14 protein-coding genes are annotated in these 15,483 nt (G+C 71.5%); 11 read left to right on the top strand and 3 right to left on the bottom strand.

Annotated features, from left to right (window positions below; translation table 11 throughout):
- Positions 1-20: 20 nt before the first annotated feature.
- The gene (locus tag C1I97_RS15025) at positions 21-497 is read right to left on the bottom strand and encodes a DUF3093 domain-containing protein (RefSeq protein ID WP_111003719.1); all 477 of its coding nucleotides are present in this window, start codon (positions 495-497) and stop codon (positions 21-23) included.
- Positions 498-554: 57 nt separating this feature from the next.
- Between C1I97_RS15025 and C1I97_RS15030 the strand changes: the two genes are divergently transcribed.
- From C1I97_RS15030 to C1I97_RS15065, 8 genes are all read left to right on the top strand, one after another.
- A complete protein-coding gene (locus C1I97_RS15030; RefSeq protein WP_111003720.1) occupies positions 555-1,139 on the top strand; it encodes a PaaI family thioesterase in 585 nt (194 codons plus the stop codon).
- A complete protein-coding gene (dut, locus tag C1I97_RS15035; RefSeq protein ID WP_111003721.1) occupies positions 1,136-1,696 on the top strand; it encodes a dUTP diphosphatase in 561 nt (186 codons plus the stop codon). Before C1I97_RS15030 ends, dut begins: the two co-directional genes overlap by 4 nt.
- 1 nt (position 1,697) lies before the next feature.
- Complete coding sequence (locus tag C1I97_RS15040; RefSeq protein WP_111003722.1) at positions 1,698-2,462, top strand: DUF3710 domain-containing protein; 765 nt, start codon at positions 1,698-1,700, stop codon at positions 2,460-2,462.
- A gap of 214 nt (positions 2,463-2,676) precedes the next feature.
- Positions 2,677-3,369 (top strand): ABC transporter ATP-binding protein, encoded by a 693-nt coding sequence (locus C1I97_RS15045; RefSeq protein ID WP_111003723.1) that lies wholly within the window; start codon positions 2,677-2,679, stop codon positions 3,367-3,369.
- Between the two features lie 204 nt (positions 3,370-3,573).
- Positions 3,574-6,117: a sensor histidine kinase gene (locus C1I97_RS15050; protein WP_111003724.1), complete on the top strand. Its 2,544-nt coding sequence runs from the start codon at positions 3,574-3,576 to the stop codon at positions 6,115-6,117.
- Positions 6,114-6,797, top strand: a complete 684-nt coding sequence (locus C1I97_RS15055; RefSeq protein WP_111003725.1) for a response regulator — start codon at positions 6,114-6,116, stop codon at positions 6,795-6,797. The genes C1I97_RS15050 and C1I97_RS15055 overlap by 4 nt, the downstream gene beginning before the upstream one ends.
- A 42-nt stretch (positions 6,798-6,839) precedes the next feature.
- Positions 6,840-7,238, top strand: coding sequence for an OB-fold nucleic acid binding domain-containing protein (locus C1I97_RS15060; RefSeq protein WP_111003726.1), 399 nt, complete (start codon positions 6,840-6,842; stop codon positions 7,236-7,238).
- A 3-nt stretch (positions 7,239-7,241) separates the two neighbouring features.
- Positions 7,242-8,036 carry a DUF3159 domain-containing protein gene (locus C1I97_RS15065; protein WP_111003727.1) on the top strand — a complete coding sequence of 265 codons (795 nt, stop codon included), beginning with the start codon at positions 7,242-7,244 and terminating at the stop codon, positions 8,034-8,036.
- Between the two features lie 152 nt (positions 8,037-8,188).
- On the opposite strand, the gene C1I97_RS15070 is transcribed toward C1I97_RS15065, so the two are convergent.
- The gene (locus C1I97_RS15070; protein WP_111003728.1) at positions 8,189-8,857 is read right to left on the bottom strand and encodes a potassium channel family protein; all 669 of its coding nucleotides are present in this window, start codon (positions 8,855-8,857) and stop codon (positions 8,189-8,191) included.
- Positions 8,857-9,528 carry a potassium channel family protein gene (locus C1I97_RS15075; RefSeq protein WP_111003729.1) on the bottom strand — a complete coding sequence of 224 codons (672 nt, stop codon included), beginning with the start codon at positions 9,526-9,528 and terminating at the stop codon, positions 8,857-8,859. The genes C1I97_RS15070 and C1I97_RS15075 overlap by 1 nt, the downstream gene beginning before the upstream one ends.
- A 465-nt stretch (positions 9,529-9,993) precedes the next feature.
- On the opposite strand from C1I97_RS15075, the gene C1I97_RS15080 reads away from it, so the two are divergent.
- From C1I97_RS15080 to C1I97_RS15090, 3 genes are all read left to right on the top strand, one after another.
- Complete coding sequence (locus C1I97_RS15080) at positions 9,994-12,054, top strand: APC family permease (protein ID WP_111003730.1); 2,061 nt, start codon at positions 9,994-9,996, stop codon at positions 12,052-12,054.
- 82 nt (positions 12,055-12,136) lie between these two features.
- On the top strand, positions 12,137-13,492 hold the full coding sequence (locus C1I97_RS15085) for a class I SAM-dependent RNA methyltransferase (RefSeq protein WP_111003731.1): 1,356 nt from the start codon (positions 12,137-12,139) through the stop codon (positions 13,490-13,492).
- Positions 13,493-13,865: 373 nt separating this feature from the next.
- Entirely contained in the window at positions 13,866-15,356 is a 1,491-nt protein-coding gene (locus C1I97_RS15090; protein WP_441349117.1) for an AAA family ATPase, read from the top strand.
- The last annotated feature ends 127 nt before the right edge of the window (positions 15,357-15,483 follow it).

The raw sequence follows: 15,483 nt of genomic DNA on the forward strand, positions 1-15,483 counted from the left end.
CCATCACCCCCGTGCGGGCGTTACGCCGCCTCCGGCGCCGCGGTCGCCCGCGCCGCCCGCAGGGCCTCGGCCAGCCGCTCCGGCTCCCGCGTCGACAGGTACAGGTACGGCGTCGGGTCCTCCGGGTCGGTGACCTCCACCCGCAACGCCCCCGGAATGTAGGCGCGCAGCAGCAGGAAGGCCCGGGTGTCCGCCTTGTAGGTGCGCCAGGCGCGCGCCTCCTCCGCGTCCAGCACGTGAGCCTCACCCAGCGCCGCGACCGGGATCTTCGCCTCGCCCGCGACCAGCAGGCCGCCCACGACCCGGATGCGCACCGAGCCGTAGGAGCTGATCACGACCGCCGTCGCCGCCGTGCCGCCGGCCAGGCCGGCCAGCATCAGCAGGGTGCCGAAGGGGAGCAGGACCAGGGCGACCGAGACACCGATCAGCAGGCTGATCAGCCACCAGGAACGGGGCGCGGTGAGACGTTCTTCGTACGGCTGCGCGGAGAGCTGCATGCACCAAGCTTGGCACGGTGTCCGGTCGGCGCCGACGCGCGGGTAAGGTCTGCGCCTGTGAGTGGTAGTTCCGCAGCTCTTCAGCCCCCCGCCGACGCCGTGAAACCCGTCCGGCACCCCGACGCCCCCGCGCCCGGCGAGCTTCTCGGCGCGCACTACGGGGAGTGTTTCGGGTGCGGCGGTGAGCAGCCGCACGGGCTGCACCTGCAGGCGCGGGCCGGGGACGGCGTCCGCATCACCGCCGAGTTCACCGTGCAGCCCGCCCATCAGGGCGCTCCCGGCCTCGCGCACGGCGGCGTCCTCGCGACCGCCCTCGACGAGACCCTCGGCTCGCTGAACTGGCTGCTGCGCACGATCGCCGTGACCGGACGGCTGGAGACCGACTTCGTGCGGCCGGTGCCGGTCGGCACGACCCTGTACCTGGAGGCCGAGGTCACCGCGGTGGCCGGCCGGAAGATCTACTCCAGGGCCGTCGGACGTGTCGGCGGCCCCGACGGACCGGTCGCCGTGCGCGCCGACGCCCTCTTCGTCGAGGTGAAGGTGGAGCACTTCGTGGAGCACGGCCGCGAGGAGGAGATCCGGGCCGTCATGAACGACCCGGACCAGGTCCGCCGCGTCCGCGCCTTCGAGGTGAACCCGTGAGCCGGGAGCCGCTGGACGTGCTGATCCGGCGCGTCGACCCCGACGTACCGCTTCCGGCGTACGCGCATCCCGGCGACGCCGGCGCCGACCTGCGCACCACCGTGGAGTGCGAACTGGCGCCGGGGGAACGGGCCGTGCTGCCCACGGGTGTGTCTGTCGCCCTGCCCGAGGGGTACGCGGCGTTCGTGCATCCGCGCTCCGGCCTCGCGGCCCGCCTCGGTGTCGCCCTCGTGAATGCCCCGGGGACGGTTGATGCCGGGTACCGTGGGGAGATCAAGGTGATCGTGGTGAATCTCGACCCGCGCGAGTCCGTGCGGTTCGAGCGCTTCGACCGGATTGCCCAACTGGTCGTCCAGCAGGTCGAGAGGGTCCGCTTCCAGGAGGTGGCGGAGCTTCCCGGCTCGGCGCGGGCCGAGGGGGGCTTCGGGTCCACGGGTGGCCACGCCGCCGTGGACGGCGCGAGCGGCACGAACGGCACGAACGGCCGGGCCGCCGTGGGCGGCCCGGCGGGTGGGAATCGATACGCTTCGGTCGTATCCGACCGGGAAGGACAGTGACGTGTTCGGACGTCGCAAGAAGAAGGGTGCCGCCGAGGACGCGGCCGGCGAGGCCGAGCAGGTCGTCGACAACGTCGACACCGAGGCGGATGACGAGGGTGAGCGTGAGCGGGTGAGGCTCGCTCCCGCACCGCGGCCCGACGGGCCCTGGGACAGCTCCGAGGTGCGCGAACCCGCCGAGGGCCGCGTGGACCTGGGCGGACTGTTCGTACCGGGCGTCGATGGCATGGAGCTGCGGGTGGAGGTCGCGGGCGACGCGATCGTCGCGGCGACCGTCGTCCTGCACGACAGCGCCATCCAGCTGCAGGCCTTCGCCGCGCCCAAGCGCGAGGGCATCTGGGGCGAGGTGCGCGAGGAGATCGGCACCGGCATCACCCAGCAGGGCGGCATCGTGGACGAGGTCGAGGGGCCGCTGGGCTGGGAGCTGCGCGCCCAGGTCCCGGTGCAGCTGCCGGACGGCACGGGCGGCTACCAGGTCGTGCGGTTCGTCGGTGTGGACGGTCCCCGCTGGTTCCTGCGCGGGGTGATCTCCGGTCAGGGCGCGGTGCAGCCGCAGGCGGCCGGGCTGCTCGAGCAGATCTTCCGGGACACGGTCGTCGTCCGCGGCGAGGGCCCGATGGCGCCCCGCGACCCGATCGTCCTGAAGCTGCCGAACGACGCGCAGATGGTGCCCGAGAGCGTCCAGCAGGACGAGGGCCAGCAGTCCCGCTTCGCCGGCGGCCTGGGCCAGCTCCAGCGCGGCCCGGAGATCACCGAGGTCCGCTGAACAGCCACCGCACGGGCCGTACCCCTCGGGGTGCGGCCCTGTGTCATGTACGGATCCATGTCGGATGTGGACCTGTTCCGGCCGGGAACCCGTGCCGTACGTGGACCCCCGGCCGGGAACCCCCGTGAGGTCACGCCCGTTGTGATGTTGAAGGGACGGGCGCCGGTGGTGATACTGACGCCCGGTCCACGGGGGACCGCAGCGGGGAGGGCACATGAGCCAGGTCGTCACCGAGACCATGGTGCGCGTCGAGAACGTCCACAAGTCCTACGGGCAGGGAGCCGGCGCCGTGCACGCCCTGCGGGGGGTCTCCTTCGAGCTGCCGCGAGGTGAGCTCGTCGCCCTCAAGGGCCGCTCCGGCTCCGGCAAGACCACCCTGCTCAACATCGTCGGCGGGCTCGACGAGCCGGACGAAGGGCGGGTCCACGTCGACGGACGGGACCTGTCCGAACTCGGTGAGGACGGCCTGCTCGCCCTGCGCCGGGACCACGTCGGGTTCGTCTTCCAGTCCTTCGGGCTCATCCCGATCCTCACGGCCGCGGAGAACGTCGGCGTGCCGCTGCGGCTGCGCCGCGCCGACCCGCGCGAGCGGGAGGAGCGCGTCGAACTGCTGCTGTCCCTGGTCGGCCTCGCCGACCACGCCCGGCAGCGGCCCGGTGAGCTCTCCGGCGGCCAGCAGCAGCGCGTGGCCATAGCCCGGGCCCTCGCGAACGAGCCGGCGCTCCTCATAGCCGACGAGCCGACCGGCCAGCTGGACGCGGAGACCGGCCACGCCGTGATGGAGCTGCTGCGCGCCGTCGTCCGCAGCGAGGAGGTCACCGCACTGGTCGCCACCCACGACGCGACCCTGCTGGACCTCGCCGACCGGGTCCTGGAGCTGCGCGACGGGCGAATCGTCGAACCGTGACACAGCGGCGAGCAGTGGCGCAGCGACGGGACGTGGCGCACCGGCGAGCCGTGGCGCCCTGACAGATCCGTGGCGCACTGACGTCGGAGTCGCGCCAAAGGCCGTCTCCCGCCCCGTACGGCCCCCTCGGGCCCGCACCGACCGGCCATGAGGTCGACGCCGCGGACTCACGCACGTCACGCACGACGGGAAGACAATGGGGCCATGACACGCGGCAAGCTTCGGATCTACCTCGGCGCGGCGCCGGGCGTCGGCAAGACGTACGCGATGTTGTCCGAGGCGCGCCGCCGGGTGGAGCGGGGCACCGACTGCGTCGTCGCGTTCGTCGAACACTACGACCGCCCGCGCACCGAGGTGATGCTGCACGGCCTGGAGCAGGTGCCCCGCAAGGAGCTGGAGTACCGCGGGGGCACCTTCGCCGAGATGGACGTCGACGCCGTACTGCGCCGCGCCCCGGCCGTCGCCCTGGTGGACGAGCTCGCCCACACCAACATCCCCGGCTCCCGCAACGCCAAGCGCTGGCAGGACGTGGAGGAACTGCTCGCGGCCGGCATCGACGTCGTCTCCACGGTCAACATCCAGCACCTGGAGTCCCTCGGCGACGTGGTGGAGTCGATCACGGACGTGCGGCAGCGCGAGACCGTCCCGGACGAGGTGGTGCGGCGGGCGGACCAGATCGAGCTCGTCGACATGTCACCGGAGGCCCTGCGCCGCCGGATGGCGCACGGCAACATCTACAAGCCGGACAAGGTCGACGCGGCCCTGTCCAACTACTTCCGGCCCGGCAACCTCACGGCGCTGCGCGAGCTGGCCCTGCTGTGGGTGGCCGACCGGGTCGACGAGTACCTGCAGCGCTACCGCACCGAGCACCAGGTCTCCAGGATCTGGGGCTCGCGCGAGCGGATCGTGGTCGGCCTGACCGGCGGTCCCGAGGGACGCACCCTGATCCGCCGGGCCGCCCGCCTGGCCGAGAAGGGCGCCGGCGGGGAGGTCATGGCCGTCTACATCGCCCGCAGCGACGGACTGACCTCCGCCTCCCCCAAGGAGCTGGCCGTCCAGCGCACCCTCGTGGAGGAGCTGGGCGGCACCTTCCACCACGTGGTCGGCGACGACGTACCGGCCGCGCTGCTCGACTTCGCCCGCGGGGTCAACGCCACCCAGATCGTGCTGGGCTCCTCGCGCCGCAAGAGCTGGCAGTACGTCTTCGGGCCCGGCGTCGGCGCCACCGTGGCCCGCGAGTCGGGTCCCGACCTCGACGTGCACATCGTCACCCATGCGCAGGCCGCCAAGGGGCGCGGACTACCGGTGGCCCGGGGCGCACGGCTCGGGCGGGCCCGGATCGTGTGGGGCTGGACCGTCGCCGTCGCCGGCCCCGTGGTCCTCGCGCTGCTGCTGAACGCCGTGGACCTGGGCCTGGCCAACGACATGCTGCTGTTCCTCGCCCTGACGGTGGCCGCGGCCCTGCTCGGCGGACTGCTGCCGGCGCTCGCCTCGGCGGCCGTCGGTTCGCTCCTGCTGAACTACTACTACACCCCGCCCCTGCACCGGCTCACCATCGCCGACCCCAAGAACATCGTCGCCCTCGCGATCTTCTTCGGGGTCGCCGTGTCCGTGGCCTCGGTGGTGGACCTCGCGGCCCGCCGCACCCACCAGGCGGCCCGGCTGCGCGCCGAGGCGGAGATACTGTCCTTCCTCGCCGGCAGCGTGCTGCGCGGCGAGACCAGCCTGGAGGCGCTGCTGGAGCGGGTCCGCGAGACCTTCGGCATGGAGTCGGTGGCGTTGCTGGAGCGGCTCAGCGACGTGGACCCCTGGACCTGCGCCGGCCGCGTGGGCACCGGCCGGCCCCTGGAGCGCCCCGAGGACGCCGACGTGGACGTGCCCGTCGGCGACCACATGGCGCTGGCCCTGACCGGACGAGTGCTGCCCGCCTCCGACCGCCGCGTGCTCGCCGCCTTCGCCGCCCAGGCCGCCGTCGTCCTGGAGCGCCGGCGCCTGCAGGAGGAGGCCGACCGGGCCCGCGCCCTCGCGGAGGGCAACCGGATCCGCACCGCGCTGCTCGCCGCCGTCAGCCACGACCTGCGCACCCCGCTCGCCGGGATCAAGGCGGCCGTCTCCTCGCTCAGGTCCGAGGACGTCGAGTGGTCCGAGGAGGACCGCGCGGAGCTGCTCCAGGGCATCGAGGAGGGCGCCGACCGGCTCGACCACCTCGTGGGCAACCTGCTGGACATGTCCCGCCTGCAGACCGGCACCGTCACCCCGCTGATCCGCGAGATCGACCTCGACGAGGTGGTGCCGATGGCGCTGGGCGGGGTGCCCGAGGACAGCGTCGGCCTGGACATACCGGAGACCCTGCCGATGGTGGCCGTCGACCCCGGCCTGCTGGAGCGCGCGGTGGCCAACCTGGTGGAGAACGCCGTGAAGTACAGTCCACCGGACGAACCGGTCCTGGTGTCCGCCAGCGCCATGGCCGACCGGGTCGAGGTCCGGGTCGTCGACCGCGGTCCGGGCGTCCCGGACGAGGCCAAGGACCGTATCTTCGAGCCCTTCCAGCGCCACGGCGACGCCCCGCGCGGAGCCGGCGTCGGCCTCGGTCTCGCGGTGGCGCGCGGCTTCGCCGAGGCCATGGGCGGCACGCTCGACGCCGAGGACACGCCCGGCGGCGGACTGACGATGGTCCTCACCCTGCGGGCCGCGGAGGGCCTTCGCGGCTCCGTACGACTCGCCGAACCAGAAAGGCAAACCACATGACGCGGGTGCTGGTGGTCGACGACGAGCCGCAGATCGTGCGCGCTCTCGTGATCAACCTCAAGGCGCGCAAGTACGAGGTCGACGCCGCCGCCGACGGCCGCAGCGCCCTCGACCTCGCCGCCTCCCGCCACCCCGACGTGGTTGTCCTCGACCTGGGCCTGCCCGACATGGACGGCGTCGAGGTGATCAGGGGCCTGCGCGGCTGGACCCGCGTGCCGATCCTGGTGCTGTCCGCCCGCCACTCCTCCGACGAGAAGGTCCAGGCACTGGACGCGGGCGCCGACGACTACGTCACCAAGCCCTTCGGCATGGACGAGCTGCTGGCCCGCCTGCGCGCCGCCGTCCGCCGCGCCGAACCGGTCGGCGGCGGCGAGGACGACGTGCTGGTGGAGACCGAGGAGTTCACCGTCGACCTGGCCGCCAAGAAGGTCAACCGGGCCGGCAAGGACGTACGGCTCACCCCCACCGAATGGCACCTGCTGGAGGTGCTGGTGCGCAACACCGGCCGTCTGGTCAGCCAGAAGCAGCTGCTGCAGGAGGTGTGGGGGCCGTCGTACGGCACGGAGACGAACTATCTGCGCGTGTACATGGCCCAGTTGCGCCGGAAGCTGGAGGTCGACCCCTCGCACCCCAAGCACTTCGTCACCGAGCCGGGCATGGGGTACCGCTTCGAGAAGTGAGCGGTTACGTCACCGTCGGTGCCCCCCGGTACGCTTCAACACATGAGTGCTGTTCCTCGTTCCGAAAAGCCGGCGGGCCGGTTCCGGCGCATGCTCGACCGGCTCTCCTCGTCGCAGGAGGACCTGGAGTCCGAGGAACTGCGGGAGGACGCCGAGACCGCGGGCTGTACGCGGATCTGCGACTGCCACGACCGGCAGATCGTCACGGTGACTGGTACGTTGCGCACGGTCACCCTGCGCCCGCGTGCCGGAGTCCCGGCCCTGGAGGCCGAGCTGTTCGACGGCTCCGCCGCCCTGGACGTGGTGTGGCTCGGCAGGCGCTCCATCGTCGGGATAGAACCGGGGCGCAAGCTGATCGCATCGGGCCGGATCTCGATGAGCCGGGGCCGCCGGGTGCTCTTCAACCCCAAGTACGAACTGCGACCCCTCGGACGGGAGTAGCCGGTGACGTCACTCGACAAGCCGACCGAAGGCACGACGGTCGAAGACACGACGGCCGACGACGCCCGGGCGGTGACGGAGGCCGCGCTGTTCGAGGCGTTCGGCGGGGTCCGGGGCATGGTCGAGACGGTGCTGCCCGGCCTCATCTTCGTCACCATCTTCACGATCAACAAGAACCTGCACTGGTCCGCGATCGCCGCCCTGGCCGTCTCGCTGGTGCTGGTCGTGGTCCGGCTGGCGATGCGGGACACCGTCAAGCACGCCTTCAGCGGGGTCTTCGGCGTCGCCTTCGGCGTGGTCTTCGCGATGATGACCGGCAACGCCAAGGACTTCTACCTGCCGGGCATGCTCTACACGCTGGGCCTGGCACTGGCGTACATCGTCACCACGCTCGCCGGCGTGCCGCTGATCGGCCTGATGCTCGGCCCGGTCTTCAAGGAGAACCTCTCCTGGCGCACCCGCAACCCGGGCCGCAAGAAGGCGTACGCCAAGGCCAGCTGGGCCTGGGGCCTGGTCCTGCTCGCCAAGTGCGCGATCCTCTTCCCGCTGTACTGGTGGGCCGACACCACGCAGCTCGGCTGGGTCCTGGTGACGCTGAAGATCCCGCCGTTCCTGCTGGCGGTCTGGCTGACCTGGGTCTTCCTGGCGAAGGCGCCCCCGCCGATCGACGTGTTCGCGGAGATGGAGGCGGAAGAGAAGGCCGAGGAGGAGCGGAAGGCCGAGGAGGAGCGGAAGGCCGCCCTCGCGCGGGAGCGCGGGGACGCACCGGCCGGCGGCCGCCACCGCCGCCAGGCGTGAGCACCGCCCGTACGGCAGCGACGTGAGCATCGCCCGTACGGCAGCGACGTGAGCATCGCCCGTACGGCAGCGACGTGAGCATCGCCCGTACGACCGTGAGGGGCGCCCGGAGATCTCCGGGCGCCCCTCACCGCTGTCCCCCGTCGGTCCCGTCAGTCCTTCCGGCGCACCGACAGCAGGTCCTCCAGCTGCTCCTCACGCGCCTGCGCGGCCACGAACAGCAGTTCGTCGCCCACCTCCAGGGAATCCTCCTGGGACGGGGTGAGCACACGGGAGCCGCGGATGATGGTGACCAGCGCGGTGTCCTCGGGCCACTCGACATCGCCGACCTGGGTGCCGGCCAGCGCCGACTCCTCCGGCAGGGTCAGCTCCACCAGGTTGGCGTCGCCGTGGCTGAAGCGCAGCAGGCGGACCAGGTCGCCCACGCTGACCGCCTCCTCCACCAGCGCGGACATCAGACGCGGGGTCGACACGGACACGTCCACGCCCCACGCCTCGTTGAACAGCCACTCGTTCTTCGGGTTGTTCACGCGGGCCACCACCCGCGGCACGCCGTACTCCGTCTTCGCCAGCAGGGAGACGACCAGGTTCACCTTGTCGTCGCCCGTCGCGGCGATCACCACGTTGCAGCGCTGCAGCGCCGCCTCGTCCAGCGAGGTGATCTCGCAGGCGTCGGCGAGCAGCCACTCCGCCTGCGGGACGCGCTCGACCGAGATCGCGGTCGGCGCCTTGTCGATGAGAAGGACCTCGTGGCCGTTCTCCAGCAGCTCGCTCGCGATCGAGCGACCGACCGCGCCGGCACCGGCAATGGCGACCCTCATCAGTGACCGCCCTCCTCTTCGGGCCCCTCGGCGAACGCCGCCTCGACCTTCTCCACGTCGTCCGTCCGCATCATCACGTGCACGAGGTCGCCCTCCTGCAGCACCGTCTGCGAGGACGGCAGGATCGCCTCGCCGAGGCGGGTCAGGAACGCCACCCGGACGCCCGTCTCCTCCTGCAGCCGGCTGATCTTGTGACCCACCCACTCCGTGGAGGCGTGCACCTCGGCGAGCTGGACGCCGCCGGTCGGGTCCCGCCACAGCGGCTCCGCGCCCGAGGGCAGCAACCGGCGCAGCATCTGGTCGGCCGTCCAGCGGACCGTGGCCACGGTCGGGATGCCCAGGCGCTGGTACACCTCGGCGCGGCGGGGATCGTAGATGCGGGCCGCGACGTTCTGCACGCCGAACATCTCGCGGGCCACGCGCGCGGAGATGATGTTCGAGTTGTCGCCGCTGGAGACGGCGGCGAAGGCACCGGCCTCCTCGATGCCCGCCTCGCGCAGCGTGTCCTGGTCGAAGCCGATCCCGGTGACCCGGCGGCCGCCGAATCCGGGGCCCAGCCGGCGGAAGGCGGTGGGGTCCTGGTCGATGACCGCGACCGTGTGCCCCTGTTGCTCCAGGGTCTGGGCAAGAGCGGAACCCACTCTCCCGCAGCCCATGATGACGATGTGCACGACCGTCCTTCCGGTGTCAATAGCCACTGCTCGGCCACATCAGAGTCTCAGACAGAGGGACAAGCTACACACGCGCCGTGCGGGGCGGGCACCCCCCTGCCCGTGCGGGCGGTTCCCCGGCGCCCCGGCCTCTCACCCGGCCCTTCACCCGGTCCTTCACTCGGTCTCGAACGGCCGGCGCCGGGTGATGCTGCGCACGCTGCACAGGGTCAGGAGTCCGAGGCCGAGCAGCGCGGCGGCGGCGCCGATCAGCTCCGCGATCGGGGGCATGGGACCTCCGGGGTTCGGCGGGGAACGAGGTCCGGACATCTAGGCACGGCGCACTCCTCGCCTGCCCGATCCCCGGGCCCTGAACCCCGGATTTCACTCGTGAGGCAGATCCCGGGCGGGGCGCCCCCGCGTGAGCGCGTTCGAACGCGGGGGGAGGTGGGCCACCGGGAGCCGGAAGGCTTACGATCCTCTGTTGTGTCCAAACTGACCGACGTGCCCAAACGCATCCTCATCGGGCGCGCACTGCGCAGTGACCGGCTGGGCGAGACCCTTCTGCCGAAGCGGATCGCACTCCCCGTCTTCGCCTCCGACCCGCTGTCCTCCGTGGCGTACGCGCCGGGGGAGGTCCTGCTGGTCCTGTCCGTCGCGGGCGTGTCGGCGTACCACTTCAGCCCCTGGATCGCGGTCGCGGTCGCCGTGCTGATGTTCACCGTGGTCGCCTCCTACCGGCAGAACGTGCACGCCTACCCCAGCGGCGGCGGCGACTACGAGGTGGCCGGCACCAACCTGGGCCCCAAGGCGGGCCTGACAGTCGCCAGCGCGCTCCTGGTCGACTACGTCATGACCGTCGCCGTCTCCATCGCCTCCGGCATCGAGAACCTGGGCTCCGCGATCCCCTTCGTCGTCGAGAACAAGGTGCTCTGCGCGGTCGCCGTGATCGTGCTGCTGACGCTGATGAACCTGCGCGGCGTGAAGGAGTCGGGCAAGCTCTTCGCCGTCCCGACGTACGTCTTCGTCACGGGCGTCTTCATCATGATCGCCTGGGGCGCGTTCCGCGGGCTGGTGCTCGGCGACACCATGCGGGCGCCGACGGCCGGCTTCGAGGTCAGGGCCGAGCACCAGGGACTCGCCGGCTTCGCCCTCGTCTTCCTGCTGCTGCGCGCCTTCTCCTCCGGCTGTGCCGCGCTCACCGGCGTCGAGGCGATCTCCAACGGTGTGCCGGCCTTCCGCAAGCCCAAGTCGAGGAACGCGGCGACCACGCTGGCGATGATGGGCCTGCTGGCCGTGACGATGTTCTGCGGCATCATCACCCTCGCCATGTCGACCAAGGTCCGCATGGCCCAGAACCCGGCCACCGACCTGCTCCAGGGCGGCGTCCCGATCGGCCCGGACTACGTCCAGGACCCGGTGATCTCCCAGGTCGCCGAGGCGGTGTTCGGCCGGGGCAGCATCCTGTTCGTCGTGCTCGCCGCCGCCACGGCGCTGGTCCTCTTCCTCGCCGCGAACACCGCGTACAACGGCTTCCCGGTGCTTGGCTCGATCCTCGCCCAGGACCGCTACCTGCCCCGCCAGCTGCACACCCGCGGCGACCGCCTCGCCTTCTCCAACGGCATCGTGCTGCTCGCGGGCGCCGCCGCACTGCTGGTCGTCGTCTACGGCGCCGACTCCACCCGGCTGATCCAGCTGTACATCGTCGGAGTGTTCGTGTCCTTCACGCTCAGCCAGATCGGCATGGTCAGGCATTGGAACCGGCACCTGGCCACCGAGCGGGACCAGGCCAGGCGCCGCCACATGATCCGCTCCCGCGCCATCAACACCTTCGGTGCCTTCCTCACCGGCCTGGTGCTGGTCGTCGTCCTCGTCACCAAGTTCACGCACGGCGCCTGGGTGGCCGTGCTCGGCATGTGCCTCTTCTTCGTGACGATGACCGCGATCCGCAGGCACTACGACCGTGTCGCCGAGGAGATCGCCGCCCCCGAGGGCCCGAGCGACGACGTGGTCCGCCCGTCCCGCGTCCACTCCGTCGTCCTCATCTCCAAGATCCACCGCCCCACCCTGCGCGCGCTGGCCTACGCCAAGCTGATGCGCTCGGACACCCTGGAGGCGCTCACCGTCAACGTCGACCCGGTCGAGACCAGAGTGCTGCGCGAGGAGTGGGAGCGGCGCGGCGTCGACGTACCGCTGAAGGTGCTCGACTCGCCCTACCGCGAGGTCACCCGGCCGGTCATCGAGTACGTCAAGAGCCTGCGCAAGGAGTCCCCGCGGGACGCCGTCTCGGTGATCATCCCCGAGTACGTCGTCGGCCACTGGTACGAGCACCTGCTGCACAACCAGAGCGCACTGCGCCTGAAGGGCCGGCTGCTGTTCACGCCGGGCGTGATGGTGACCTCGGTGCCTTACCAGCTCGCCTCCTCCGAGGCGGCCAAGCTGCGCGCCCGCAGGCGCCAGGAGTGGAACGCACCGGGTTCGGTGCGGCGGGGCCCGGCGCACGACCGGGCGAAGGAGCCGAGGGAGTCACCGGCGGCGAAGGACTGACGGGGCCCTCACGTAGACTGGTGGGCTGTTGTCCGGCCGTCCCCCTTTTCGTCCCCCTTTCTGGATCTGGAGTCACCCCACCATGCAGGCAGAACCGAAGAACTCGCAGGTGGGGCCGGAGAAGGGCGCGCTGGTGGGACAGGAGTACGAGGTCGAGATCGGCCCCGTCGCCCACGGCGGCCACTGCATCGCCCGCACGTCCGAGGGCCAGGTGCTGTTCGTACGGCACGCGCTGCCCGGCGAGCGGGTCTTGGCGCGGGTGACGGAGGGCGAGGAGGGCGCCCGTTTCCTGCGCGCGGACGCGGTACGGATTCTCGACGCCTCCAAGGACCGTGTCGAGGCCCCCTGTCCCTACGCCGGCCCCGGCCGCTGCGGCGGCTGCGACTGGCAGCACGCCAAGCCGGGCGCCCAGCGGCGGCTGAAGGGCGAGGTGATCGCCGAGCAGCTGAAGCGGCTGGCGGGCCTCACTCCCGAGGAGGCCGGCTGGGACGGCACGGTGATGCCGGCCGAGGGCGACAAGCTGCCGGCGGGCGAGGTCCCGCAGTGGCGCACGCGCGTGCAGTACGCGGTCGACCCGGCCACGGGGAAGGCCGGCCTGCGCCGCCACCGTTCGCACGAGGTCGAGCCGATCGACCACTGCATGATCGCGGCGCAGGGCGTCAGCGAGCTGGGCATCGAGCGGCGCGACTGGACCGGCATGGAGTCGGTCGAGGCGATCGCGGCCACGGGCTCGCAGGACCGCCAGGTGATCCTCACCCCGCGTCCCGGCGCCCGCCTCCCGCTGGTCGAACTGGACCGTCCGGTCTCCGTCCTCCGGGTCGACGAGAAGACCGGCGGCGTCCACCGCGTCCACGGCCGCCCCTTCGTCCGCGAACGCGCCGACGACCGCACGTACCGGGTCGGCGCCGGCGGCTTCTGGCAGGTCCACCCGAAGGCCGCGGACACCCTGGTCAAGGCGGTCATGCAGGGCCTCCTGCCCCGCAAGGGCGACACGGCCCTCGACCTCTACTGCGGCGCCGGCCTCTTTGCCGGCGCCCTGGCCGACCGCGTCGGCGACAAGGGCGCGGTCCTCGGCATCGAGTCCGGCAAGCGCGCGGTCGAGGACGCCCGGCACAACCTCGCCGGCTTCCCCCGCGTCCGCGTCGAACAGGGCAAGGTCGAGTCCGTCCTGCCGCGCACCGGCATCACCGAGGTCGACCTGATCGTCCTCGACCCGCCCCGCGCGGGCGCGGGCCGTACGACGGTGGCCCACCTCTCCTCCCTGGGCGCCCGCCGCATCGCCTACGTCGCCTGCGACCCGGCCGCCCTGGCCCGCGACCTGGCGTACTTCCGCGAGGGCGGCTACCGGGTACGGACGCTGCGGGCGTTCGACCTGTTTCCGATGACCTCGCACGTGGAGTGCGTGGCGATTCTGGAGCCTGCGGGGAAGAACCGCTGACCTGCAGTTCAGCAGGAGCGCCGGTGGGTCTCGACCTGTTTCGCGGTATCCGGCAGGTCAAACCCTTCGGGCCTGCCTCACCTGCGGATTTGTGTTGGAGTGACTGGTGGGAGCGGTTGCGTGATGTCCGATCGTCGGGACTCTTGACGCTCATATGACGCTCGGCTCTCGTCGGTGAGGCCGACCGGAGCAAGGTGTCGCGACGCACGTGACGGCCTTGTCGGGGGGAGCCACTGACATGACTCCGCGGCGGTTACCGCGAGTGATCCCTGTTGCCGGTCGTCAGGAAAGTCGGGCTGGACGGATTCTGTATAAGTAGACTTAGACAGAATCGTGGTCGATCAGGCTGTGGGGAGTTCCGGTGGACGAAGGCATGCTTGCCAAACCCGAGGACGTGGTCGACCGTGATCGTGAGTGGGGTCTGCTTACCGAGTTCGTCACGGATCCGGATCCGGCGATGCGTCTGGGGATCGTGTCGGGGCGCAGGCGGCACGGGAAGTCGTATCTGCTGCAGGCGCTGTCGGAGCGGGTCGGGGGTCTGTACGTCACCGCGGTGCGGGAGGAAGGGCGGCTGCCGGCGATCCAGCGGTTCAGCGATGCCATCGCGGCCCACGCGGGTCTGCGGCCCGGCACGCTGCGGTTGACCGACTGGCGTGATGTCCTGTCCAACGCCCTTGACGTCACCGCGCGATCAAGGACTCCGCTGCTGGTGATCGACGAGTTGCCGTATCTCCTCCAGCACTCTCCCGAAATCCCCGGCCTGCTCCAGCAGCTCTACGACGAGCGCCAGCGGGGCACCGGGGCCGGACCTGGAGCGCGGGTGATCCTGTGTGGGTCCGCGATGAGCGTCATGCACGAACTGCTGTCGGGAACGAAGCCGTTGCGCGGCCGTGCGGTGATCGATCTGAGGCTGGGAGCCTTCGACTACCGGGCCAGCCGCGTGTTCTGGCAGATCGACGACCCGCTGACCGCCCTGCAGGTGCACGCCGTTCTCGGTGGCGCTCCCGGTTACCGGCCGGTGGCGGCACGCCCGCACCCGAACGACGGCTTCGCCTCCTGGCTGACGCGGACGCTCCTGGACCCGGGGCGGGCGGTGTACTCGCGCACGGAGACGGAGTATCTGCTGCGCGAGGATCCGCGGATCACCCAGCACACCCTGTACTACGACATCCTCACCGCGATCGCCCAGGGAGCCACCACCCCCACCAGGATCGGCGCGGCCCTGGAACGCCAGCGCAACGCCGTTACCCACCCGCTCGACGTCCTGGAGTCCACGGGCTACGTCCAGCGCGAGCAGGACATCCTGCGTCCCCGCCACCCCGTCATCACGCTGGCCGACCCCGTCATCCGCTTCAACCAGCTGATCACCCTGCCGCAGGCGGCCACCGTCGAGCAGGGCTTCGCCGAACAGGCATGGCAGGCCGCCGCGCCGACCTTCAACTCCAAGATCCTCGGCCCCCACTTCGAGGACCTCGCCCGCGCCTTCACCCGTCGGTACGCCCACACCCTGCTTCCCGGCGGCCTGCCCGGCCCGGTCGGCACCACCGAGGTGGCCGACCCGGCGGCCCGCACCAAGCACGAGGTCGACGTCATCGCCCTGGCCCTGGGCGAACGCCCGCAAGCTCCGCGCGCCAGGATCGCCCTCATCGGCGAGGCCAAGGCCACCGCTGCTCGCCGGGGTACGGGTGACCTGCAGCGCCTGGAACACATCCGCGCCCTGCTCACCGACCAGGGCTACGACACCACGGGCACCACACTGGCCCTGTTCTCCCTGCACGGCTTCTACCCGGACTTGATGGAGTCCGCGGCCGACCGTGACGATCTGCTCCTGGTCGACCTGGCGACTCTCTACGGGATCGGCTAGCCACCAGTCCTGTCACGATGTCATCGGCAGCCCCAGCGACGCGATGGGGCGTGCCCGCGCACAGTGTCGGCGGAGGCGAATGGTCTGCCGCGGCCGGTTCAGGCAGTCGTGACGACGATGCCGATGT

Origin of the sequence: Streptomyces sp. NTH33, from assembly GCF_003236365.1 — a bacterium.
Lineage (GTDB): Bacteria > Actinomycetota > Actinomycetes > Streptomycetales > Streptomycetaceae > Streptomyces.

Bases quoted from the DNA above. Each gene is read 5' to 3' on its own strand.
- C1I97_RS15025 (WP_111003719.1), bottom strand. From the start codon at position 497: ATGCAGCTCTCCGCGCAGCCGTACGAAGAACGTCTCACCGCGCCCCGT.
- C1I97_RS15045 (WP_111003723.1), top strand. From the start codon at position 2,677: ATGAGCCAGGTCGTCACCGAGACCATGGTGCGCGTCGAGAACGTCCAC.
- C1I97_RS15050 (WP_111003724.1), top strand. From the start codon at position 3,574: ATGACACGCGGCAAGCTTCGGATCTACCTCGGCGCGGCGCCGGGCGTC.
- C1I97_RS15055 (WP_111003725.1), top strand. From the start codon at position 6,114: ATGACGCGGGTGCTGGTGGTCGACGACGAGCCGCAGATCGTGCGCGCT.
- C1I97_RS15060 (WP_111003726.1), top strand. From the start codon at position 6,840: ATGAGTGCTGTTCCTCGTTCCGAAAAGCCGGCGGGCCGGTTCCGGCGC.
- C1I97_RS15070 (WP_111003728.1), bottom strand. From the start codon at position 8,857: ATGAGGGTCGCCATTGCCGGTGCCGGCGCGGTCGGTCGCTCGATCGCG.
- C1I97_RS15085 (WP_111003731.1), top strand. From the start codon at position 12,137: ATGCAGGCAGAACCGAAGAACTCGCAGGTGGGGCCGGAGAAGGGCGCG.
- C1I97_RS15090 (WP_441349117.1), top strand. From the start codon at position 13,866: ATGCTTGCCAAACCCGAGGACGTGGTCGACCGTGATCGTGAGTGGGGT.